Raw genomic sequence first — 21814 nt, 5'->3', positions numbered from 1 at the left:
CGCCCGGCCTAAGGCCTGACTACTTTCCGAAGCTGCGCAGCCGCAGCGAGTTGGCCACCACCAGCACGGAGCTGGCGGCCATGGCGGCGCCGGCGATCATCGGGTTGAGCAGGCCCAGGGCTGCCACCGGGATGCCCACGGCGTTGTAGAAGAAGGCCCAGAAGAGGTTCGTCTTGATGGTGCCGAGCGTCCGGCGGGAAAGCTCGATCGCCTGCGCCACCTGTCCGAGGTCGTTGCCCATCACCGTCAGATCGGCTGCCTCGATGGCGACGTCGGTGCCGGAGCCCATGGCGATGCCCAGGTCCGCCTGCGCCAGCGCCGCGGCGTCGTTAACGCCGTCCCCGGCCATGGCCACAGTGGCGCCGGCCGCTTGCAGCGTCCGCACGGCCTCAACCTTGCCCGCCGGGAGCACACCGGCAAAGACGTCGCGCGGGCTGATCCCGACGGCGGCCGCCACCTGGGCAGCCACAGTGGCGTTGTCGCCGGTCAGCAGGATCGGCCGGAGCCCGAGCTCCCGGAGCCGGGTAACTGCGGCCGCGGAACTGGGCTTAACGGTGTCCCGCAGGCTGATGATTCCGGCGATTTCGCCGTCCACGGCAACCCAGACGGCCGTGGCGCCGGAGTCTTCGGCAGCACCAAGCGCCTCGCGCTGAGCCGGGGCCGGAGCGACGCCGGACTCCAACAGCCAGCCGGTGCGCCCCGCGACCACGCGCCGTCCTTCGACCGTGCCATCGACTCCGCCGCCGGGTGCGGACCGGAAGCCGGCGACGGCGGGGAGGCCCGCGCCGTCGTTGTTCACGCGCGCCGCCGCGCCCAACGCCGCAGCGGCGATGGCCCGGGCGATCGGGTGCTCGGAGGCGTTTTCCACGGCCCCCGCCAGGCGCAGGACCTTGGCTTCGCTGTGCGGCCCGAAACTTTGGACGCCGTCCACGGCAAGGCGGCCGGTGGTGACGGTCCCGGTCTTGTCCAGCAGGATCGTGTCCACCGTCCGGGTGTCCTCGAGGACTTGCGGACCCTTGATCAGGATCCCCAGCTGGGCGCCCCGCCCGGTGCCGGTCAGCAGTCCGACGGGCGTGGCCAGCCCGAGGGCGCAGGGGCAGGCAATGACCAGCACGGCGACGGCGGCGGTGAAGGCGGCCCGGACCTCGTCGGCGCTGACGGCCGGTGCGGCCGCAATCAGCCAGGCCCCGAAGGTGAGGGCGGCGATGACCAGGACGACCGGCACGAAGACGGCGCTGATGCGGTCGGCGAGCCGGGCGATCGGCGCCTTTCCGGTCTGCGCCGCGGAGACGAGCCTGCCCATCTGGGCCAGGGTGGTCTCGGACCCGACGCGGGTGGCACGGACCAGGAGCCGGCCTGAGGTATTGATGGTGGCCCCGGTGACCTGGCTGTCCGGGCCGACTTCCACGGGCACGGATTCGCCGGTCACGAGGGAGGCGTCCACCGCAGAGGCGCCGTCGATGACGACGCCATCGGCGGCGATCTTCTCGCCGGGGCGGACCACGATCACGTCTCCGAGGGCCAGCTGGTCGGCCGGGATCTTGTGCTCGGTGCCGCCGCGCAGGACCGTAGCGTCCTTGGCCCCCAGGTCCAGGAGGGCCTTGAGGGCGTCGCCCGCCTTCCGTTTGGCGTTGGCCTCGAGGTAGCGGCCGAGCAGCAGGAACGTGGTGACCACGGATGCGACCTCGAAATACAGGCCGCCGGAGCCCATGCCCTCCGCTGCGGGATGTTCGGTCATGCCCGGGTCGGCAAGGAGTTGCCCAACCGAGAACGAGTAGGCGGCAATCACGCCGATGGACACCAGGGTGTCCATGGTCGAGGCCAGATGCCGCGCGTTGATGGCCGCGGCGCGGTGGAACGGCCACGCCGCCCAGGCAACTACCGGCAGGGCCAGGATCGCGGCCACCCAGCCCCAGTTCGGGAACTGGAATGCCGGGATCATCGAGATCGCGAAGACCGGGACCGTGAGTACGGCCGCCAGAACCAGCCGCGGGCGAAGCGAGGGTGCGGCTGTGCCGGCCGGAAAATCGGTGCCGGCCGGGAGTCCTGCGTCCTCCACCGGCGTGCCCGGGTACCTGGCGGACCGGACCGTGGCCTTGTAGCCCGCGGCCGCGACAGTGGCCGTGATCTGGTCATCGGTAATGTCCGCCGGGACGCTGACCCGGGCGGACTCGAGGGGCAGGTTGACGCTGGCCTCGACGCCGTCGAGCTTTCCGAGCCTGCGCTCGACCCGGTTGACGCAGGAGGCGCACGTCATGCCCTCGATATCGAGGTCAATGACACGGCTCCCGGCCCGGTCCAACAACTGCTGGTCCAACAACTGCTCGCTGCTCACGGCGCCCTTCTTTTTCGGCTCGATTGGTTTCTGCCGTTCCGGTGTCTGCGCCCGACGGCGGTTGCCGTTCCGGTGTCTGCGCCCGCCCGGGGCTGTTGTCACTCAGGCTTCGCTGGCGACCACGAGGTAGCCGGCTTCGGCGATTGCCTCGCCGATTTCGGAGGAGGACAGTGCTTCGTTGGAGGTGATCGTGACGGTGGAGATGCCGCCGGCGTTGAGGTCGACGTCGATCTTTTCGACGCCGGAGAGCGCCTCAAGTTCTTCGCTGACAGAGGACACGCAGTGGCCGCAGGTCATGCCGGAAACGTTGACGGTGGTGGAAACGGGGGCCATGGGGTGCTCCTTGTCGCTGGGCCGGGTGTGGTTCCCCGGCCCGGTGGTGTGGTGGGTGGTACGGGTACTAGCGGAGCAGGCGTCCGATGGCATCGGTGGCCTCCTTGACTTTGACATCGATGGCCTCCGCCCGAAGCTCCGGGTCTGGCTCGGCGGCGGCCCCGACAACGCAGTGGCCGATGTGCTCTTCGACGAGCCCGAGGCTCACGGCATGCAGGGCCTTGGTGACGGCGGCGACCTGGGTGAGGATGTCGATGCAGTATTTGTCCTCGTCAACCATCCGGGCGATGCCGCGGACCTGCCCTTCGATCCGCTTGAGACGGCGAAGGTAGGCGTCCTTGTTGGACGTGTAGCCGTGTTCATGGGGCGGGGCGTCAAGGGGAACAGTGTCCAGACGTGCCGTGCCGGGGACTTCTGACTCGCTCATGCCCTCAACATATACCCCCTAGGGGTATGTTTCAAGCCCGCGGCCCGGCCGGCGCAGCATGTGGAATGTTGGGTAAAACAAAGAGCTCCGGAGTGCGTTATTGGGGGATACGCACTCCGGAGCAGCTTTGGGGTAGGCCGTTCCTCCGGCCTACAGATCGAGCTTACTCGCCGGTAGTGGGGTAACACCAGCGCTCTGAATAAGTACTTTCGCTTTATTTTCTTCCTGCCGGAGCGACGCCCGGAACGATCAGGATCGGACGTTCCTGATGGTGGCTGAGCCATGCCGCCACGGAGCCGTTCAGCGCGGCGGAGATGCGGTGGCCGATGCCGCGTTCGGGGGTCCCCACCACGATCATGGATGCGTTGGTGTCCGCGGCCAGCCTGCCGATCGCCCGGGCGGGATCCCCGGCCAGGGTGCGCAGCGTCCAGTCGATTCCCAGGGGAACGCAGAGTGCCTCAACAGCGGAACGCAGCTCCTGGGCGGTGGCCCGGATCCGGGCGTCGTCCGCGTCCGGGTGCAGAGACAGGCGGTGCGCGGACCGCGCCGGGTCCCACTCCACGAGGTAGCTGGCCTCGTCCACGTAGGCGCAGATCAAGGGCGCGGCGAGGGACTTCGCGAGGGATGCCGCCGTCTGCAGCACTTCCGGATGCTGTCCCGGAACCACACCCACCACGAGGGGCGCCGGGCCGTGGGCGGAGTCGTCAGGCATACTTCATTCTGGCGCCGGGGTGCGGCCCTGAACAGGGGCTTACTTCCCGTCTGCCGGCCCGGGAGGGTGCGGGCGCCGTTTGCCGCGGCCTCCCTTGAACAGCCCGGGGGTGGGGCCTACGGTTGAAGAACACAGGAGGAGGTGGCCGCCGTGGAGATCTACATGTGGTGGTTGGATCTGGATTTGGCGAGCAAGGAATGGCTTCGGGAAAACCTGCGGACCATTGAACTGCCCGAGGCCGTGCAGCGGGGAATCGCCGATGCCGGCGGGCCCGGTCCGGCTGAGCCGTCCGCCGCCGGCGCGGCCGTATTGACGGCCGCGGACTGGGACTTCATCGAGACGCAGTCGGAGTTCGTCGACTGAAAGATGCCACCGGCGCGGCAGCGCATGCCGGCGGGCGCGGGGAGAAAACCGTTGCGGCCTTCGGGCGGGGATGGTTGCATGGACCCCATGGCTACTGCAGAGAGTTACGTCCTGGCGATCGGGACCAAGAAAGGCCTTTGGCTGGCGACCAGCCGGGACCGGAAGGACTGGTCGCTGTCCGGCCCGCATTTTCTGATGAGTGAGGTGCCCAGCATCGCCATCGATACCCGCGATGACAGGACCCGGATCCTGGTGGGGGTCCGCTCCGAGCACTGGGGCCCCACGGTTTTCCACTCAGATGATCTCGGCGGATCCTGGACCGAACCCGAAAACGGCGCCATCACGTTCCCCGACGGCACCGACGCCGCCCTGGAACGGATCTGGCAGATCTATCCCGACGCCGACTCCCGCCCGGGCGTCGTGTGGGCGGGCTGCGAACCGATCTCGGTCTGGAAATCCACCGACGGCGGCGAGCACTTTGAGCTCAACCGCGGCCTCTGGGACCATCCGCACCGCAGCGAATGGGGCGCAGGCTATGGCGGCGCTGCGGCGCACTCGATCGTCGTCGACCCCACGGGCGAGAAAGTCCACGTCGCCATGAGCACCGGAGGGGTCTACCGCTCGCTCGACGGCGGCGCCTCCTGGGAGCCGCGGAACAAGGGCATTTCCGCGTACTTCATGCCGGATCCCAACCCGGAATTCGGCCAGTGCGTCCACAAGATCGCGGCCGACGCCGCCGTCGACGGCCGCCTGTACGCGCAAAACCATCACGGCGTGTACCGCAGCGACGACGGCGCCGAATCGTGGGAGTCGATCGCCGAAGGGCTGCCGGCGGACTTCGGTTTTGTGATGCTGACGCATCCGCGCCGGGCCGGTACCGCCTGGGTGGTCCCGCTGAAGGCTGACGGCGAACGTATCCCACCGGACGGGAAGCTGGCCGTACACCGGACCGATGACGCCGGCGCCAACTGGAAACGGCTCGATGCCGGGCTGCCGGAAGCCGAGTACAACGCCGTGCTCCGTGATGCTGCCAGCGTCGACAGCGCGGAGCCTGCGGGCGTCTACTTCGGGACGCGCGGCGGCAGTGTCTACGCCAGCGCTGACGAGGGAGAACACTTTACCGAGGTCGCCTCGCACCTGCCGGATGTGCTGTGCGTGCGGGCAGCCGTGGTCTCCACTGCCCTGCTCCCGGCGCAGGCGTGAAGGGGTAAAAAGCGCATGAACAGCGGCGAGATCAGCGGCGACGCCATGCCGGCAGACTCGGCGATCAGCGTGGTCCTGCCCAGCGTCCTCCAACCGCTCGCCGGCGGGCAGTCCATCCTGACTGCGCCCGCCGAGGCAGCGGTGACGGTGGAGTGGGTGCTGGATACGGTGACCGGGGGCTATCCGGCGCTGTCGCGGCGGTTGCGGGACGAGACCGGAAGTGTTCGCCGTTACGTGAATATATACGTCAACGGGAATGAAATCCGGCGGCTGCAGGGTCTGGTGACTGCCGTGGCGCCGGGCCAGGAAGTCCTCATCATCCAGTCGGTGGCCGGAGGCTGATGTCTCAGGCGACCCGCCAGACGCTGCATTCGTCGGCATTGATGGCCTTGCGCATGCCGGTGTGGCGGTCCATGATCCAGACGACGCCGATTCCGGGGGCCGTTTCCTGAACGCTGCCGCGGCGGATTACGACGTCATCGTAGTTCGGGCCCACCCGCAGGCGGGCCTCGATCTCGTCGCCGCGGTGCAGCTGGTCGAGCGCGCGGACGCGGGTTACATGGGCTTTCGCTTCCTTCAACATGGCGGGGCCTCCTGGACTGGAGTCGGTGCCTGCTCTTGCCGGCACTTCCAGTCTCCTGCGCCAATGTTGCGTCCGCGTTTCGGCACGGTAAGGGGCCGGTTAGATTTCGGGGGCGCAGCGGATACCGGCCACCATCAGGGCTGCGGGCGCCCTCGGGGGAGCTGGCGTTCGCCCGGGCGCTCGACCCGGAACCACCGGTACCCGTAGCGGTCCAGCGGAACTTCGAAGGCGCCGTCGTCGGAGAGCGGGATGTCCTCGCCGCCGAGCAGGTCCCGGAGCACGGCCCCGGCGTAGGACCGCCCCGCCGCGCCCTTCCCGTCCGGACCCTCCGGGCCGCCTTCCTCGCCTTTCGGCGGGACCACCGAGGCCGTCACAGACGCCGGTTCGGCGCCAAAATTGTGGGCGACCACCACTGTAGAGCCGTCCCACGTGCAGCGGTGCAGCAACACTGCCGGTGAGGCCTGCTTGATGAGGGCAAACCTGCCCCAGCCGAGCTCGGGACATTCCCGGTACCGCTGGATCAGTGTCGCGATGAAGTTCCACAGCGAATCGGGATCCCGTTTCGCGGCCGCGGCGTTGATGCGCGCGGGCCCGTATGGTCCGTCCACGGGCTGGGCGACGAGGTCCCCCGGCGGGGCGGTCGAGAAGCCGCCATTTTCGGTGTGGTCCCACTGCATGGGGGAGCGGACGGCCGAGCGGCCCTTCGCGCGCAGATCTTCGCCCATCCCGATCTCTTCGCCGTAGAAGAGCACCGGGGTGCCCGGCAGCGAGAACATCAGGGAGTACACCATGCGGATCCTGGCCGGGTCGCCGCCGAGCATGGTGGGCAGCCGCCGCCGCAGTCCGCGGCCGTACATCTGCATGTCGGGATCCGGACCGAAGGCCGCGAAGACCTCCTCGCGTTCGGCATCGCTGAGCTTGTCCAGGGTGAGTTCATCGTGGTTCCGGACGAACATGGCCCATTGGTTGTCGGGATTGACCTTCGGACGGCTGCCGAGCGTCCGGGCCAGCGGCCGGGCGTCCTGCCGGGCCAGTGACAGGTACATGTTCTGCATGGAGAGGAAATCAAACTGCATGTTCAGCTCGTTGCCGGCAGGGCCGCCGAAGTACTTCAGCTGCTCTTTGTATGGAAGGTTGACCTCGCCCAGCAGCACCGCGCTGCCATGGCGGCGGTTGAGGAAGCTGCGCAGGGCGCTCAGGTACTGGTGCGGGTCGATTTTCGCGGCTTCATCCTTGGGCTCGCCGACCAGCTCCAGGAAGAAGGGCACCGCGTCCAGCCGAAAGCCGTCCAGGCCCAGCTGCAGCCAGAATCCCATTGACTTCGCAATCTCGTCCCGCACCTTGGCATTCATCACGTTCAGGTCCGGCTGGTGTTTGGCGAACATGTGCAGATACCACTCACCGGTGGCCTTGTCCTGGGTCCAGATGGACGTTTCCTCGCCGGGAAACACCACCTGGTCCGAGGTGTCCGGCGGCGTGTCCTTCCGCCAGACGTAGTAGTCGCGGTAGGGGTTGTCCACGGACTTGCGCGCCTGGACGAACCACGGGTGCCGGTCGGAGGTGTGGTTGATGACGAAGTCCGCGATCACCCGGATGCCGCGGTCGTTGGCGGTGCGGATGAATTCCACCAGGTCCCCCAGGCTTCCGAGCCGGGGATCCACGCCGTACATGTCGGTGACGTCGTAGCCGTCGTCGCGGTCCGGGGAAGGGTAGAAGGGCATGAGCCAGATGCACGTGATGCCGAGAGCGGCAAGATAGTCCACCCGTTGGATCAGTCCGCCGAAATCTCCGGTGCCGTCGCCGTCGCCGTCGATGAACGTCTCCGGATCCAGGCAGTAAATCACCGCGTTCTTCCACCAGAGGTCCGAGGTCTCGGCGATTCTCACAGCGCACCGTCCGTTCCGGCCGGAGCCTGTCCCGCCGCCGGGCGGAGTTGGGGGAGGACGTGTTCGGCGAAGGTGTGGCCCTGCCGGGCGGACGACGGCTCAATATGGTCCGAGCACATGGCGGCATAGAAGCCGGCCTGCCCGGCCAGTTGAACGTCCTGCAGGAGGCGCCGGGGGCTGATCTGCTCATGCGAGGCGTGGAACCCGATGGTAGCCATCACCCATGTTTACCGCCGGGGCCGGGCCGTGTCGAGGAGCCCCCAGTTGAGGAGCCCCTCGCGAGGACCCACAGCGTGGGGCTGGCGGTCCCGGGTCCGCGGCGCAAGAATGGGCGCTATGCACTTGCCGTTGATGCCTCCCATTGCGCCCATGCTGGCCAAAGCACTGCCGGCCCTGCCGTCGCCGGACGCCGGAACGGGCTGGCTCTTTGAGCCGAAATGGGACGGGTTCCGCTCCATCATCTTCCGTGACGGCGACGAGGTGGAGATCGGCAGCCGGAACGGCAAGCCGATGACGCGCTATTTCCCCGAGCTTGTCGAGGCGCTGAAGTCGGAGCTGCCCGAACGCTGCGTGGTGGACGGCGAGATCATCCTGGTGGCGGCCTCCGGTGACCGGCTGGACTTCGACGCGCTCCAGCAGCGCATCCATCCGGCCGCCAGCCGGGTGAAGCTGCTCGCGGAACAGACCCCGGCGCGCTTCGTGGCGTTCGACCTGCTGGCCCTCGGCGACGAGGATCTCACGGGCAAACCCTTCTCCGAGCGCCGCCGGCAGCTGGAGCGCGCACTGGCAGCCAGCGCGGCGCCGGTCCACCTCACAGCCGCGACCTCCGACCGGGACACGGCGCAGCGCTGGTTCCGGCAGTTCGAGGGCGCCGGACTGGACGGGATTGTGGCCAAGACGCTGGAGGGCAGCTACCAGCCGGACAAGCGCGCGATGGTCAAGGTCAAGCACGAACGGACGGCGGACTGCGTGCTCGCCGGATACCGCGTGCACACCTCCGGTCCAGACCGGATCGGCTCGCTGCTCCTGGGGCTCTACGACGACGCCGGGGTGCTGGCGAACGTCGGCGTGGTGGGAGCTTTCCCGATGGCCCGGCGCGCGGAGCTGTTTGCCGAGCTGCAGGAGCTGGTCACCGGTTTTGACGACCACCCCTGGGCCTGGGCCCGGCAGGAGGAGGGGGCGCGCACTCCGCGGAAGGCCGAGGGAAGCCGGTGGAGCGGCGGCAAAGACCTGTCCTTCACCCCGCTGCGGCCCGAGCGCGTGGTGGAAGTGAAGTATGACCATATGGAGGGCGAACGGTTCCGGCACACAGCCCAGTTCCTGCGCTGGCGTCCGGACCGTGATCCGCGTTCCTGCACCTATGACCAGCTGGAGGAACCGGTGAAGTTCGATCTCGCCGCGGTACTGGGCGCCGCCCGCTAACCGGTTAGCCCGCTGACCCGCTCAACGCATCAACGACGGCGGCCCGCCCCCAAAGGGACGGGCCGCCGTCGTTGGTGCGGAAAAGCTGTGCGGAAGTGCGGTTGGGATCCGCTGCCGGTGCGGGGGCTACCGCTGGCCGAGCTGCTTGGTGGGGACCCGGAATGTTTCCTTGGCCGTCAGCGCCGCGACGGTGGCGATGAGGCAGATGATTGCGGTGAAGATGGAGATCTGGACCCAGCCGCCGGGCTGGATGCCGCCCATGGCCGCCACGATCGCCGGGGCGAAGCCGGCCATCAGGAAGCCCAGCTGGGTGCCGATTGCGAGGCCGGAGAAGCGGACGTTGGTGCTGAACATCTCGGCGTAGAAGGAGGGCCAGACCGCGTTGGCCGCAGCGTAGCCGAAGGAGAAGAACGCGATTGCCGCAAGGAACATCAGCGCGACGTTGCCGGATTCGAGGCTCAGCAGGAAGACCGGGGTCAGGGCTGCGCTGGACAGTGCGCCGTAGATGAAGACCGGCTTGCGGCCGATCTTGTCGGCGAGCATGCCGAAGAGCGGCTGGGTGCCCAGTGCCATGAAGTTGGCGCCGACGACGAGCCAGAGGGTGGTGGTGCCGTCCACGCCGGCGACGTTCTTGGCGTAGCTGATGGCCAGGGTGCCGAAGACGGTGGACACGGCGGCGATGAAGGCGCAGGCGATGACGCGGAGGACATCGCGCCAGTGGCTCTTGAGGAGGTCCGCGACGGGGAGCTTGGAGATCTGCTTGGTCTTCTGGGCCTCCTCGAACGCCGGCGGTTCGTGCAGGGTGCGGCGGATGAAGAACGCGATCAGCACAACCACGGCGCTGAGCCAGAACGGGATGCGCCAGCCGATCGTGTACTTGATGTCGTCAGGCAGGGCGAGGACCGGGATGAAGACGAGGGCGGCAAGGATCTGGCCGCCCTGGGTGCCGGTCAGGGTCCAGGAGGTGAAGAAGGAGCGGCGGTTGTCCGGGGCGTGCTCGAGCGTCATGGACGAGGCGCCGGCCTGCTCGCCGGCAGCGGAAAAGCCCTGGCAAAGACGCGCCAGCACCAGCAGGACAGGGGCCCACCAGCCGACCGTCTTGAAGTCCGGCAGGCAGCCGATGGCAAAGGTGGAAGCGCCCATCAGCAACAGCGTGAACATGAGGACCTTCCGGCGCCCTATCCTGTCACCGAAGTGGCCGAGGATAACGGCGCCGACCGGGCGGGCAATGTAGGCAAAGCCGAAGGTGGCGAACGACATGATCGCCGCGTTGGTGTCCGCATCGGGGAAGAAGACATGCGGGAAGATCAGCGCGGCTGCGGAACCGAAGATGAAGAAGTCGTAATACTCGACGGCGCTGCCCAGGAAGCTGGCAAGGGCCGCCTTCTTCGGCGTCCCTCCTGTGGTTATACCCGGCGTCGTGGACGGGACAGTGTGGCTCATGGTGTTCCTTTGGTGTGACGACGTTGTCGCGGATGGATCAGGAAGGTCTCGGCTGCCGCTTGCTTAAGTGTGGTGCAGCCGGAGGTCCGTGGAAAGACCCGGACTAGTAGCCACATGGTGGAAGCTACTTGTGCGATGTAGCAATCATGGCTGTGAGCGCAGTCACTTGTCAACAAAAATAATCACCATCTAGAAATAGCTCTCACTATGTGGGAACATCGATGCATGAGTGTGAATCAAACCACAGATGTTCCCGCCGCTTCCGCGTATCGGGCGGAAGCCCCTTCGAAGCCTGCCAAGGCCGCCAGGGAGGACTCGCGGACGGACATGGTGGGCAAGGCCCTGGGCCTGCTGGTCCTCCTGGGCGACGAGCCGCGGGGCGCCAGCGCCGCGGAGATCTCCCGCCGCGCGGATCTGCCGTTCAGTACCACCTACCGCCTGCTCGGCTCCCTGACGCGGGACGGCTTCGTTGACTACGAGCCGGACGGCCGCCGGTACCACCTGGGACTGAGGGTCTTCCAGCTTGGCCAGCGCGTCTCCAACCACCACGGCTTCGCGGGTACGGCGCTGCCGATCCTGCGGCGCGTGACCGAGGAAACGGGTGAGGCGACCATCCTCTCCGTGCGGGACGGCATCCACCACCTGACGGTGAACAAGGTGGACGGCCCGCAGACGTTCCGGGTCACGAGCGACCCCGGGCATCTCGGGGCACTTCATACCACCTCGGTGGGCAAGGCACTGGTGGCGTTCGCCGACGACGCCACCCGCGCCCAGCTCGTCGAGGAGCTGCCCCTGGAGCCGCTGACGGCGCTCTCCATTACGGACCGCGAGGCTTTCCGGGCCGAAATCGAGCAGGTCCGGCGCCAGGGCTTCGCCACCATGGATGAGGAAAACGAACTCGGCATGCGCGCCGTCGCCGTCCCGGTTTTCAACGCCCAGGGGCACGCCTTCGCCTCGCTGGCCACGGCGGTCCCGGTCTTCCGCCTGAGCATGGAGGCCCTCGTGGCCCTCGTGCCGCTGCTGCAGGCGGCGGCCGCCGAGCTGTCGGCCCGGCTGCCCCAGCGGTGACGGCCGACCAGCCGGCTTCATGAAAGCGGGCGCCGAAATACGCTGGCGCCGTAATAATATGTTCGTCATTCGAACAACAGTGCAACATGTGAACAAAGTCTGTAATGTAATCCCTATCACGCGGCCCGCCGCGGACGCCGCAAGCGTCGCAGCCCGCCGAGTGCCGTTGTCAAAGGAGCAAACTGGATGAGCAATCGAGCAGAGTCCTTCCTCGTGGGCCTCGTGGGAGACGGCGTCATGCCCTCCCTCACGCCCTACATGCATGAACGCGAGGGCGACGTGCAGGGCCTCCGGTACCTCTACCGCCCCATCGACCTCACCGAACTCGGCCTGCCCGGCCGGGCCGTGGGGGAGTTGCTCTCCGGCGCCCGAAGCCTCGGGTTCAACGGATTGAATATCACGCACCCCTGCAAGCAGCTCGTGCTCGAGTACCTGGATGAGGTCTCCGCCGACGCCCGGCGCCTGGGCGCCGTCAATACCGTGGTGATCCGCGACGGCCGCTTCATTGGCCACAACACCGACTTCTCCGGCTTCGCCGCGGCGCTGGCCTCCGGGCTTCCCGGCGCCACCCTGGATCGCGTGGTGCAGCTGGGGGCCGGCGGCGCCGGCTCCGCCGTCGCCTACGCCCTGCTCACCGCGGGGGTCCGCGAGCTGGACCTCGTGGACACCGACGCGGCCCGGTCCGCCGCCCGGGCGGCCGAGCTCGCCGGGTTCTTCCCGGACCGGACCGTCACCGCCCGGACGACGGCGGAGCTCCCGCAGCTCATGCCGCAGGCCGACGGCCTGGTGCACTGCACCCCCGTGGGCATGGCCGCCCATCCGGGGGTTCCGCTGGACATGTCCCTCGTGGAGTCCCGGCACTGGGTGGCCGACATCGTGTACCGGCCGATCGAAACCGAGCTCGTCCGCGAGGCGCGCGCCAAGGGCTGCGAGGTGCTCGACGGCGGCCGGATGGCCGTGGGCCAGGCGGCGGACGCCTTCCGGATCTTCACCGGGCGCCAGGCCGACGCCGACCGCATGCGCTCCCACTTCCTGGAACTTGTGGCCGCGGAAGAGGTGCCCGCCTGATGCGCACCGGGATCGCCACCGTCTGCCTATCCGGCACCTTGCGGGAAAAAATGCAGGCCTGCGCCGTTGCCGGCTTCGACGGGGTCGAAATCTTCGAGCAGGACCTCGTGACGTCCCCGCTGAGCCCGGAGGACGTCCGGAAGCTGGCCGCCGACCTCGGCCTGAACCTGGATCTCTACCAGCCCTTCCGGGACTTCGACAGCGTTCCCGAGGACCTGCTAGCCGCCAACCTGCGCCGCGCGGACGCCAAGTTCCGGCTCATGTCCCGCCTGGGCATGGACACCATGCTGCTCTGCTCCAACGTCGGCACCGCCACGATCGACGATGACGAGCTCCGCGCCGCACAGCTTTTCCGGCTCGCAGACCTCGCGGGTAACCACGGCGTCAAGGTCGCCTATGAGGCCCTGGCCTGGGGCAAGTACGTGAACGACTACGAGCACGCCCACCGGCTGGTTGGGATGGTGGACCACCCCAACCTGGGCACCTGCCTGGACTCTTTCCACATCCTCTCCCGGGACTGGGATACCGCGCCGATCGAGGCCTACGACCCGGAGAAAATCTTCTTCGTCCAGGTCGCCGATGCCCCCAAGCTGTCCATGGACGTGCTGTCCTGGAGCCGGCACTACCGGGTGTTTCCAGGGGAGGGCCAGTTCGAACTCGCCAAGTTCATGGGCCACGTGGTCCGCGCGGGCTACACGGGACCGGTGTCACTGGAAGTGTTCAACGACGTCTTCCGCCAGGCCGACGTCGAGCGCACCGCCGTCGACGCCATGCGGTCGCTGATCTGGCTCGAAGAGCAGAGCGCCGCGTGGCTCGAGGCAAACCCGGCGAATGCAGCAGGCGGGATGACCAGCGGGGCGGCAGGCCCGGTGTCCGGTGCCCGGCGCCGCTACCCCATGGAGCTTGCCACGCTTCCCCGCGTGGCCGAGCCCGCCGGCTTCAACTTCGCCGAGGTCCGGGCCGGTGACACCGCCGGACTGGAAACCCTGCTGGGCCAGCTGGGGTTTGCGTTCAACGGGCGGCATCGCACGAAGGATGTGCAATTGTGGACCATGGGCCACGCGCGCGTGATCATCAACGAAGAACCGGCAGCCATCGGCACGGCGGCCGCTGCCGCCGGTACCGGCCAGCCGGCTCCCGCCGCCCCTGCCATCTCCGCCCTGGGCTTCGACGTCGACTCTCCCGTTATCGCCGCCGCCCGCGCCCGGCAGCTCAAGGCCCCCGCCGTGCCGCGCAAGAGCCAGGCCAACGAGGAAGTCTTCCAGGGCTTCGCCGCGCCGGACTCCACCGAAATCTTCCTCTGCCAGGGCAGCCCGGACGGCACCGCCGCGTGGACCCGGGAATTCGGCGACGGCCTGGACGTCGCCGCGGCGGACCCGGCAGAGCACCCGGGCGCGGTGATCGACCACGTGAACCTCGCGCAGCCGTGGCAGCACTTCGACGAGGCCGTGCTCTTCTACACCAGCGCCCTCGCACTGGAACCGCAGCCGTTCGCCGAGGTGGCCAGCCCCACCGGGCTGGTCCGGTCCCAGGTGATGCTGACGCAGGACCGCGGCGTCCGCCTGGTGCTGAACCTGGCCCCGCTGATCCAGCAGGAAGGGACTGCCGGCACCGGCCACCGCCCCGGCTACCAGGAACACATCGCCTTCGCCGTGGATGACCTCGTAGCCACGGCCCGGGCCGCACGGGACCGCGGACTGGACTTCCTGCAGATCCCCGCGAACTACTACGAGGACCTCGACGCCCGGTTCGCTCTGGACCCGGAATTCCTGGCCACGCTCCGTGAGCTCAACCTGCTCTATGACCGCGACGCCGACGGCGAGTTCCTGCACTTCTACACCGCCACGGTGGGCAGCGTGTTCTTCGAAATGGTGGAGCGCCGCGGTGCCTACGACGGCTATGGCGCCCCGAACGCCCCGGTGCGGCACGCCGTCCAGTACGACCACCTGCACCAGCTGACCCGTACTTCCTGACCCCATCCGAACAACAAACACACCAACGAAAGGAGGCTGCTGTGCCTGAAGAAATCAACCTCGACGTCTTCAACGCCGACCCGATCACCGAGGACGTGTCCGACGAAGCCACGGAGGCCGCACCAAAGACGTATGCGCCCGCCGCGCATGCCTTGGATACTGCCGCGGAGTCGCAGGCGGACCTCAGCGCCGAGATGAAGGCGATCGGCGAAGCGTACGCGCACGCCCTCAAAGGCGGAGCCCCGGCCGAAACCCAGCCGCGGCTCGACTACGCGCCGTACCGCAGCAGCGTCCTGCGCCACCCCACCAAGGATCTGCACCACGCGGATCCGGAAACCATCGAACTGTACTCGCCGGCGTTCGGGCACATGGACGTGCACGCGCTGGAAGCGGACCTGACCATCGCGCACAACGGCGAGCCGCTCGGCGAACGCATCGTGGTCTCCGGCCGGGTGCTCGACGGCGACGGACGCCCCGTCGCCGGCCAGCTTGTCGAAATCTGGCAGGCGAACTCCGCCGGCCGCTACATCCACAAGCGTGACCAGCACCCTGCACCGCTGGATCCCAACTTCACCGGCGTCGGCCGCTGCATCACGGGCGCGGACGGCTCCTACAGCTTCACCACCATCAAGCCCGGCGCCTACCCGTGGAAGAACCACCTCAATGCCTGGCGCCCGGCCCACATCCACTTCTCCCTGTTCGGGCAAGAGTTCACCCAGCGGATCGTCACCCAGATGTACTTCCCCGGTGACCAGCTGTTCCCGCTGGACCCGATCTACCAGTCGATCGTGGACCAGGATGCCCGCGACCGGCTCGTGGCCACCTACAACCACGAGCAGACCAAGCCTGAATGGGCTCTGGCGTACAACTGGGACATCGTCCTGACCGGGTCCAAGCGGACCTGGACCGAAAACGAGGCATTGGGCGCAGGAGGCGATGAGAATGAATAGCAACGCCGTGGGTAAACTCACTCCGACACCGGGCCAGACCGTGGGGCCGTTCTATGGCTACGCCCTGCCCTTCGCCAAGGACCGCGAGCTCCTGGCTCCCGGATCCCCGGGTTCCATCCGGCTCCAGGGCACCGTCTATGACGGCGCCGGGCACCCGATCCCGGACGCGATCCTGGAGATCTGGCAGGCCGACGCGGACGGCAAGGTCCCGCACCGCACGGGCTCCCTGGTCCGGGACGGCTACACCTTCACCGGCTTCGGCCGCAGCGCTGTCGGCAACACCGGCGCCTTCACCTTCACCACGGTGAACCCCGGCCCCACCGAGGAGGGTGCGGCGCCGTTCATCGCCGTCGCCGTCTTCGCCCGGGGCCTGATGAACCGCCTGTTCACCCGCGTCTACCTGCCGGAAGACGAGGAAGCCCTGGCCAAGGATCCGCTGCTCAGCTCGCTTGACCCGGACCGGCGCCGGACCCTGATCGCACGCCGGGATCCCGACGGCGGACTGAACTGGGACATCCGCCTCCAGGGCGAGGGCGAGACCGTGTTCCTGGATTTCAGCAGCGCCGAGGGTGCCTCCAAGTGACCTTCTTCGAAACCGACGGCGACGCCGGCCTGCTCAGTCCCGTGTCGGCGTCGCCGTTGGTGGCGGCGCTGACCGGGGACCGTGCGGTGCTCGCCGCCATCCTCAAGGTCGAGGCCGCCTGGGCGGCGGTCCTGGACGAGGCTGGCCTGGCCCCGGCCGGGTCCGCCGCGGTGGTGGCCGCCGCCGCGGACGTGCAGCGGTACGACGTCGCGGGCCTCGCCGTCCGGGCCCAAGGCGGCGGCAACCCCGTCATCCCGCTGCTCGCCGACCTCCGGGAGCAGGTCAGGAACCTGGACACCGCCGGACTCGGCGCCGTCCGCGCCGTTCACACGTCGCTGACCAGCCAGGACGTGCTCGACTCTGCCCTGATGGTGCTGGCCGCCGGGGCCATCCGCGAACTGCTCGCGGAGCTCCGGTCGGCAACGGCCGCCCTCGCCGGCCTCGCCGAAACCCACGGGCACACGCTTTGTGTGGCCCGCAGCCTGACCCAGCACTCGCTTCCCTACACCTTCGGGCTGCGGGCCGCGCAATGGTTCAGCGGGCTGGCCGCCGCGGCCGGCCGGCTCGAGGCCCTCGAACTGCCGGTACAGACCGGCGGCGCCGCCGGGACCCTGGCTTCCGGCACTGTACTTATTGACGGCACTGTACTTATTGACGGCGCTGTACTCACTGACGGCGCTGGGCCGGCCGCGGGGACGCTGTCCCCGTTTGACCTCGCCGACCGGCTGGCCGCCCGCCTGGGTCTCGCTCCCGTTCCTGCCCCCTGGCACAGCAACCGGCTGGCCGTGACCTCGCTCGGCGACGCGCTGGCGGCGGTGACCGACGCGGCCGGAAAGATGGCCGCAGACGTCCTGTTCCTGAGCCGGCCCGAAGTTGCCGAGGTCGCGGAACCGCGCGTCGCGGGGCGCGGCGTGTCCTCGGCCATGCCGCAGAAGCAGAACCCCGTGCTCTCCGTGCTGATCCGCAGCGCCGCCCTGCAGGCCCCGGCCCTGGCCGCGCAGCTGCATCTCGCGGCCGCCAATTTCAACGACGAACGCCCCGACGGCGCCTGGCACAGCGAATGGGCGGCCCTGCGCCAGCTGCTGCGCCTGGCCCTAGGCGCCGCGGTGCAGCTGCGCGAACTGGCCGAAGGGATGGCGGTCTTCCCCGGAGCGATGCGCCGCAACCTTGAGCTCGGCGGCCCGCTGCTGCTTTCCGAAGCCGTCAACGCCGCCGTCGCACCGCTTTTGGACGGGACCGTTGTGGACGGGACCGGTGCCGGCCCGGGAGCCGCCCGGACCGGGAAACAGCGGCTGCAGGCCGTCGTGGACGAAACGCTCCTGGCCCCGGCTGCGGAGCAGGCGGACACCTACCGGGCACTGCTCCGCGCCGCTGTCCCGGAGGAGCTGCTCAGCGACGCCCGGCTTCAGGAACTTTTGAACCCGGCCAACTACCTCGGCCAGGCCGTTGAGATCTCCCGCCGCATCCTCGCGGCGTATCCGGAAGACACCGGCCAGGCCGGCGCCCTCGCCCACCAAATCCAGAACGGAGCTTCCCGTGGCTAGACCCACCGTCAAAGCAGTCCTGCTGTCGCCCCAGCGCGAACTCGGCGACAAGCCCCTCCTCATCGTCGGGCCCTCGCTCGGAACATCCTCCCTGCTGTGGAGCCAGGCCGGCACATTGCTGGGCGCCGACGTCGACGTCATCGCCTGGGACCTGCCGGGGCACGGCGTCTCGCCCGCGGCGGAGGAGACCTTCACGGTCGCCGACCTCGCGGATGCAGTGATCGGCCTGGTCGATTCGATCGCCCCGGGCGCGCGCTTCCACTACGCCGGGGTATCCCTCGGCGGCGCCACCGGACTGCAGCTTGGCATCAAGCACGGCGACCGGCTCAAGAGCCTCTCCGTGCAGTGTTCCGGCGCGAAGCTCGGCACTCCCGAGGGCTGGCTGGAACGCGCAGAAACCGTGCGCACGCAGGGAACCCCGGTGATGATCCAGGGTTCCGCGCAGCGCTGGTTCGCGCCGGGCTTCATGGAGAGCCAGCCGGAGCTCAGCAGCCGGCTCCTGCACAGCCTCCGGGACGCCGACCGCTTCAGCTACGCCTTCTGCTGCGAGGCCTTGGCCGGCTTCGACGTGCGGGATCAGCTCGGCACCATCCGCGTCCCCACCCAGGTTGTGGCGGGCGCCCTGGACGACGTCGCCCCGCCGTCGATGGCCGGGGAAGTCGCCGCGGGCATCACCTCCGGCGGCGGCACTGCCACGGCCGTCAGCCTGGAGGGCGTGGCACACCTGGCGCCGTTCGAGGCGCCGGGTCACGTCGCCGAGCTGCTCATGGGCCTCATCACCTGGACCGAGTCCCAGGGAGCGGGAGCATGACTCTCTCCGAAACCGGCAGTGCTGAACTCCACGGGCCTGAACGCAACGGTGTGGTCCAGCCCGGCGCGACCAGCCAGGAGATCTACGACGGCGGCATGAAAGTCCGCCGCGAGGTCCTCGGCGCCGCGCACGTGGACCGCGCCAACGCAAACAAGGATTCCTTCACGGAGGACTTCCAGGACATGATCACCAGGATCGCCTGGGGCGGCATCTGGACCCGGCCCGGGATCAGCCGCCAGATGCGCTCGGCCGTCACCCTGACCGCCATGGTGGCCCACGGGCACTGGGAAGAACTGGCCATGCACATCCGCGCCGCCATCACCAACGGCCTGAGCCGGGACGAGATCAAGGAAATCCTGCTCCAGACCGCCATCTACTGCGGGGTCCCCTCCGCCAACACCGCGTTCAAGACCGCCCAGCAGGTCTTCCATTCCATGGACGACGCAGCCATGGACGAAGCAGAAACGGACAAGAACCCATGAATCAGGCATTTATCTATGACGCTGTGAGGACGCCGTTCGGGAAGTTCGGTTCCGGCCTCGCCGGGATCCGCCCGGATGACCTCGCCGCGCACGTGATCCGCGAATCCGTGAAGCGCGCCCCGGCCCTGGACGTGGAGCGGATCGATGAGGTGGTGTTCGGCAACGCGAACGGCGCCGGCGAGGAGAACCGCAACGTCGCCCGGATGGGCACCCTGCTGGCCGGGCTGCCCGTCTCGGTCCCGGGCACCACGGTCAACCGGCTCTGCGGGTCCTCCCTGGACGCGGCGATCATCGCCTCCCGCCAGATCAACACCGGCGACGCCGAGCTGATGTTGATCGGCGGCGCCGAATCGATGTCCCGGGCCCCGTGGGTGCTGCCGAAGACCGAGARGCCCTACCCGGCCGGGGACCTGACCCTGGCCTCCACCACGCTGGGCTGGCGGCTGGTGAACCGGGCCATGCCGRMGGACTGGACCATCTCCCTGGGCGAGGCCACCGAACGGCTCCGGGAGAAGTACGGCGTGACYCGCGAGCAGCAGGACGAGTTCTCCGCCGCCTCCCACAACCTCGCCGCCGCGGCCTGGGACGAGGGKTTCTACGACAACCTCGTCGTCCCGGTCCCGGGCACGGACCTGGTCCGCGACGAGGGCATCCGTCCCGGGTCCTCGGCGGAGAAGCTCGCCGGGCTCAAGACCGTGTTCCGGACCGGGAACGGCACCGTCACCGCCGGGAACGCGTCCCCGCTCTCCGACGGCGCGTCCGCGGCGTGGCTGGGCAGTGAAAAGGCCGCCGGGMTCCTGGGCCTGGAGCCTKTGGCCCGGATCGCCGGGCGCGGCGCGCACGCCAACGAYCCCCAGTACTTCGGCTACGCCCCGGTCGAGGCAGCGAACAAGGCCCTCGCCAAGGCCGGGATCGGCTGGGACCAGGTCGGCGCCGTCGAACTGAACGAGGCGTTCGCCGCGCAGTCCCTGGCCTGCATCAACGCCTGGGRCATCGAYGCGGGAATCGTGAACCGGCACGGCGGCGCGATCGCCATGGGCCACCCGCTCGGCGCCTCCGGCGGGCGGATCCTGGGCACCCTGGCCCGTTCCCTGCAGGCCTCCGGGCAGCGCTGGGGCGTCGCCGCGATCTGCATCGGCGTCGGCCAGGGCCTCGCCGTCGTGCTCGAAAACGTAACTTCCCGCGATGCGGCATAGAGGACAGGGCAAAGACAGATGCTGAATTTCATCGACACCGTCGGCGAGGCAGTCGCCGGCATCAAGGATGGCTCCACCGTGATGATCGGCGGCTTCGGCAACGCCGGGCAGCCGTTCGAGCTCATCGACGCGCTGCTGGAGTGCGGCGCCACCGGTCTGACCGTGGTGAACAACAACGCCGGCCAGGGCGACCAGGGCCTGGCCCTGCTGATCAAGGAAGGCCGGGTGAAGAAGATGATCTGCTCCTTCCCGCGGCAGTCCGACTCCTGGCATTTCGACGCCAGGTACCGCGCCGGCGAGGTTGAGCTCGAACTGGTCCCGCAGGGAAACCTCGCCGAGCGGATCCGTGCCGCCGGCGCCGGGATCGGCGGTTTCTTCACGCCCACCGGCTACGGCACCATGCTCGCCGAAGGCAAGGAAACCCGCTTCCTGGACGGCAAGTGGCAGGTGTTCGAGACCCCCATCCACGCCGACGTCGCCCTGATCAAGGCCCTCACGGCGGACGGCCGGGGCAATCTGGTCTACCGTAAAACCGCGCGGAACTTCGGCCCCATCATGGCCGCCGCCGCGAAACACACCATCGCCCAGGTGTCCGGGATCGTCCCGACCGGCGGACTGGACCCGGAAAACATCGTGACCCCCGGCATCTACGTCAACAGCATCGTGAAGGTGGCCTGAGATGAGCATCCCAACCAATGACCAGAGTCTGCGGACCGGCAACCAGGCTGATCTCCAGACGTCCGGCAAGCCGCTGGGCCGTGACGATCTCGCCCGCCTCGTGGCCCGCGACATCGTCCCCGGATCGTTCGTGAACCTCGGCATCGGCCAGCCCACCCTGGTCTCGAACTACCTCGAGCCGGAGCAGAACATCACGCTCCACACCGAGAACGGCATGCTCGGCATGGGCCCGGAGGCCACCGGGGACCAGATCGACGGCGACCTCATCAACGCAGGGAAGATCCCCGTGACCGAGCTGCCGGGGGCGTCCTACTTCCACCACGCTGACTCGTTCGCCATCATGCGCGGCGGACACCTGGACATCTGCGTCCTGGGCGCCTTCCAGGTTTCCGCCACCGGCGACCTCGCCAACTGGCACACCGGGGCCCCGGACGCGATCCCCGCCGTCGGCGGCGCCATGGACCTCGCCACCGGCGCCAAGGACGTCTTCGTCATGATGACGCTCCTGACCCGCGACGGCGTGTCCAAACTCGTGGAGACCTGCACGTACCCGCTCACCGGGATCGGCTGCGTGACCCGCGTCTACACCGACAGGGCCGTCTTCCTGACCGGACCCGACGGCGTCCAGGTGCGGGAGACCTTCGGCTGCACGCTCGAGGAACTTCAGGCCATGGTCCCGATGCCGCTCCGGGCGGCGGACCCAAGCTGACAGGCCTGCGGCCGGACAAGCTGTGGGCACCGCTAAAGTGATGCG

At 68.6% G+C, this 21814-nt stretch carries 22 protein-coding genes and 1 pseudogene; 15 read left to right on the top strand and 8 right to left on the bottom strand.

Features of this window, described 5'->3' with window-relative positions:
* Nucleotides 1–19: 19 nt before the first annotated feature.
* The 4 genes from AC1D1A_RS06525 to AC1D1A_RS06510 all read right to left on the bottom strand — a co-directional run bounded on the left by AC1D1A_RS06525 (nt 20) and on the right by AC1D1A_RS06510 (nt 3807).
* Nucleotides 20–2320 carry a heavy metal translocating P-type ATPase gene (locus AC1D1A_RS06525; RefSeq protein ID WP_476947420.1) on the bottom strand — a complete coding sequence of 767 codons (2301 nt, stop codon included), beginning with the start codon at nt 2318–2320 and terminating at the stop codon, nt 20–22.
* A gap of 117 nt (nt 2321–2437) precedes the next feature.
* Entirely contained in the window at nt 2438–2668 is a 231-nt protein-coding gene (locus AC1D1A_RS06520; RefSeq protein ID WP_028277624.1) for a heavy-metal-associated domain-containing protein, read from the bottom strand.
* A gap of 67 nt (nt 2669–2735) precedes the next feature.
* Entirely contained in the window at nt 2736–3095 is a 360-nt protein-coding gene (locus AC1D1A_RS06515) for a metal-sensitive transcriptional regulator (RefSeq protein WP_230012592.1), read from the bottom strand.
* A 214-nt stretch (nt 3096–3309) separates the two neighbouring features.
* Complete coding sequence (locus AC1D1A_RS06510; protein WP_476850674.1) at nt 3310–3807, bottom strand: universal stress protein; 498 nt, start codon at nt 3805–3807, stop codon at nt 3310–3312.
* A gap of 150 nt (nt 3808–3957) precedes the next feature.
* Here AC1D1A_RS06510 and AC1D1A_RS06505 point away from each other — a divergent pair, with 150 nt between their 5' ends.
* The 3 genes from AC1D1A_RS06505 (at nt 3958) to AC1D1A_RS06495 (ending at nt 5715) form a co-directional block, all read left to right on the top strand.
* A complete protein-coding gene (locus AC1D1A_RS06505; RefSeq protein WP_028277621.1) occupies nt 3958–4170 on the top strand; it encodes a hypothetical protein in 213 nt (70 codons plus the stop codon).
* A gap of 78 nt (nt 4171–4248) precedes the next feature.
* On the top strand, nt 4249–5373 hold the full coding sequence (locus AC1D1A_RS06500) for a WD40/YVTN/BNR-like repeat-containing protein (protein ID WP_476856785.1): 1125 nt from the start codon (nt 4249–4251) through the stop codon (nt 5371–5373).
* Between the two features lie 15 nt (nt 5374–5388).
* Nucleotides 5389–5715 carry a MoaD/ThiS family protein gene (locus tag AC1D1A_RS06495; RefSeq protein ID WP_476850672.1) on the top strand — a complete coding sequence of 109 codons (327 nt, stop codon included), beginning with the start codon at nt 5389–5391 and terminating at the stop codon, nt 5713–5715.
* 4 nt (nt 5716–5719) lie between these two features.
* On the opposite strand, the gene AC1D1A_RS06490 is transcribed toward AC1D1A_RS06495, so the two are convergent.
* The 3 genes and pseudogenes from AC1D1A_RS06490 to AC1D1A_RS06480 all read right to left on the bottom strand — a co-directional run.
* Entirely contained in the window at nt 5720–5956 is a 237-nt protein-coding gene (locus AC1D1A_RS06490) for a hypothetical protein (RefSeq protein WP_018775353.1), read from the bottom strand.
* A gap of 134 nt (nt 5957–6090) precedes the next feature.
* Nucleotides 6091–7842: an alpha-amylase family protein gene (locus tag AC1D1A_RS06485; RefSeq protein WP_476947365.1), complete on the bottom strand. Its 1752-nt coding sequence runs from the start codon at nt 7840–7842 to the stop codon at nt 6091–6093.
* Nucleotides 7843–7913: 71 nt separating this feature from the next.
* Nucleotides 7914–8060, bottom strand: a pseudogene (locus AC1D1A_RS06480) (LLM class F420-dependent oxidoreductase); the annotation flags it as partial.
* A 118-nt stretch (nt 8061–8178) separates the two neighbouring features.
* Here AC1D1A_RS06480 and AC1D1A_RS06475 point away from each other — a divergent pair.
* Nucleotides 8179–9264, top strand: coding sequence for an ATP-dependent DNA ligase (locus tag AC1D1A_RS06475; protein WP_223914914.1), 1086 nt, complete (start codon nt 8179–8181; stop codon nt 9262–9264).
* A gap of 126 nt (nt 9265–9390) precedes the next feature.
* On the opposite strand, the gene AC1D1A_RS06470 is transcribed toward AC1D1A_RS06475, so the two are convergent.
* The gene (locus AC1D1A_RS06470; RefSeq protein WP_230007574.1) at nt 9391–10707 is read right to left on the bottom strand and encodes an MFS transporter; all 1317 of its coding nucleotides are present in this window, start codon (nt 10705–10707) and stop codon (nt 9391–9393) included.
* Nucleotides 10708–10932: 225 nt separating this feature from the next.
* On the opposite strand from AC1D1A_RS06470, the gene AC1D1A_RS06465 reads away from it, so the two are divergent.
* The 11 genes from AC1D1A_RS06465 (at nt 10933) to AC1D1A_RS06415 (ending at nt 21769) form a co-directional block, all read left to right on the top strand.
* Entirely contained in the window at nt 10933–11775 is an 843-nt protein-coding gene (locus tag AC1D1A_RS06465) for an IclR family transcriptional regulator (protein WP_476947364.1), read from the top strand.
* A 186-nt stretch (nt 11776–11961) separates the two neighbouring features.
* Entirely contained in the window at nt 11962–12843 is an 882-nt protein-coding gene (locus tag AC1D1A_RS06460; protein WP_230007572.1) for a shikimate dehydrogenase, read from the top strand.
* Nucleotides 12843–14816 (top strand): bifunctional sugar phosphate isomerase/epimerase/4-hydroxyphenylpyruvate dioxygenase family protein, encoded by a 1974-nt coding sequence (locus AC1D1A_RS06455; protein ID WP_476859622.1) that lies wholly within the window; start codon nt 12843–12845, stop codon nt 14814–14816. Before AC1D1A_RS06460 ends, AC1D1A_RS06455 begins: the two co-directional genes overlap by 1 nt.
* Nucleotides 14817–14857: 41 nt before the next feature.
* Nucleotides 14858–15766, top strand: coding sequence for a protocatechuate 3,4-dioxygenase subunit beta (gene pcaH / locus AC1D1A_RS06450; protein WP_476947363.1), 909 nt, complete (start codon nt 14858–14860; stop codon nt 15764–15766).
* On the top strand, nt 15759–16349 hold the full coding sequence (gene pcaG / locus AC1D1A_RS06445; protein WP_476850666.1) for a protocatechuate 3,4-dioxygenase subunit alpha: 591 nt from the start codon (nt 15759–15761) through the stop codon (nt 16347–16349). The genes pcaH and pcaG overlap by 8 nt, the downstream gene beginning before the upstream one ends.
* Nucleotides 16346–17893 carry a lyase family protein gene (locus AC1D1A_RS06440; RefSeq protein ID WP_476947362.1) on the top strand — a complete coding sequence of 516 codons (1548 nt, stop codon included), beginning with the start codon at nt 16346–16348 and terminating at the stop codon, nt 17891–17893. The genes pcaG and AC1D1A_RS06440 overlap by 4 nt, the downstream gene beginning before the upstream one ends.
* Nucleotides 17886–18704 carry an alpha/beta fold hydrolase gene (locus AC1D1A_RS06435; RefSeq protein WP_476947361.1) on the top strand — a complete coding sequence of 273 codons (819 nt, stop codon included), beginning with the start codon at nt 17886–17888 and terminating at the stop codon, nt 18702–18704. Before AC1D1A_RS06440 ends, AC1D1A_RS06435 begins: the two co-directional genes overlap by 8 nt.
* Entirely contained in the window at nt 18701–19186 is a 486-nt protein-coding gene (pcaC, locus tag AC1D1A_RS06430; RefSeq protein WP_223914922.1) for a 4-carboxymuconolactone decarboxylase, read from the top strand. Before AC1D1A_RS06435 ends, pcaC begins: the two co-directional genes overlap by 4 nt.
* Nucleotides 19183–20382: a thiolase family protein gene (locus AC1D1A_RS06425; protein ID WP_476947360.1), complete on the top strand. Its 1200-nt coding sequence runs from the start codon at nt 19183–19185 to the stop codon at nt 20380–20382. Before pcaC ends, AC1D1A_RS06425 begins: the two co-directional genes overlap by 4 nt.
* Nucleotides 20383–20400: 18 nt before the next feature.
* Nucleotides 20401–21060, top strand: a complete 660-nt coding sequence (locus AC1D1A_RS06420) for a 3-oxoacid CoA-transferase subunit A (RefSeq protein ID WP_476851417.1) — start codon at nt 20401–20403, stop codon at nt 21058–21060.
* 1 nt (nt 21061) lies between these two features.
* The gene (locus AC1D1A_RS06415; protein WP_476851418.1) at nt 21062–21769 is read left to right on the top strand and encodes a 3-oxoacid CoA-transferase subunit B; all 708 of its coding nucleotides are present in this window, start codon (nt 21062–21064) and stop codon (nt 21767–21769) included.
* The last annotated feature ends 45 nt before the right edge of the window (nt 21770–21814 follow it).

The sequence above is a fragment of the Arthrobacter sp. P1_B9 genome (assembly GCF_056406495.1).
Note: the sequence above shows the minus strand (reverse complement) of the source record. Positions and strands in the feature narration are given on the sequence as shown.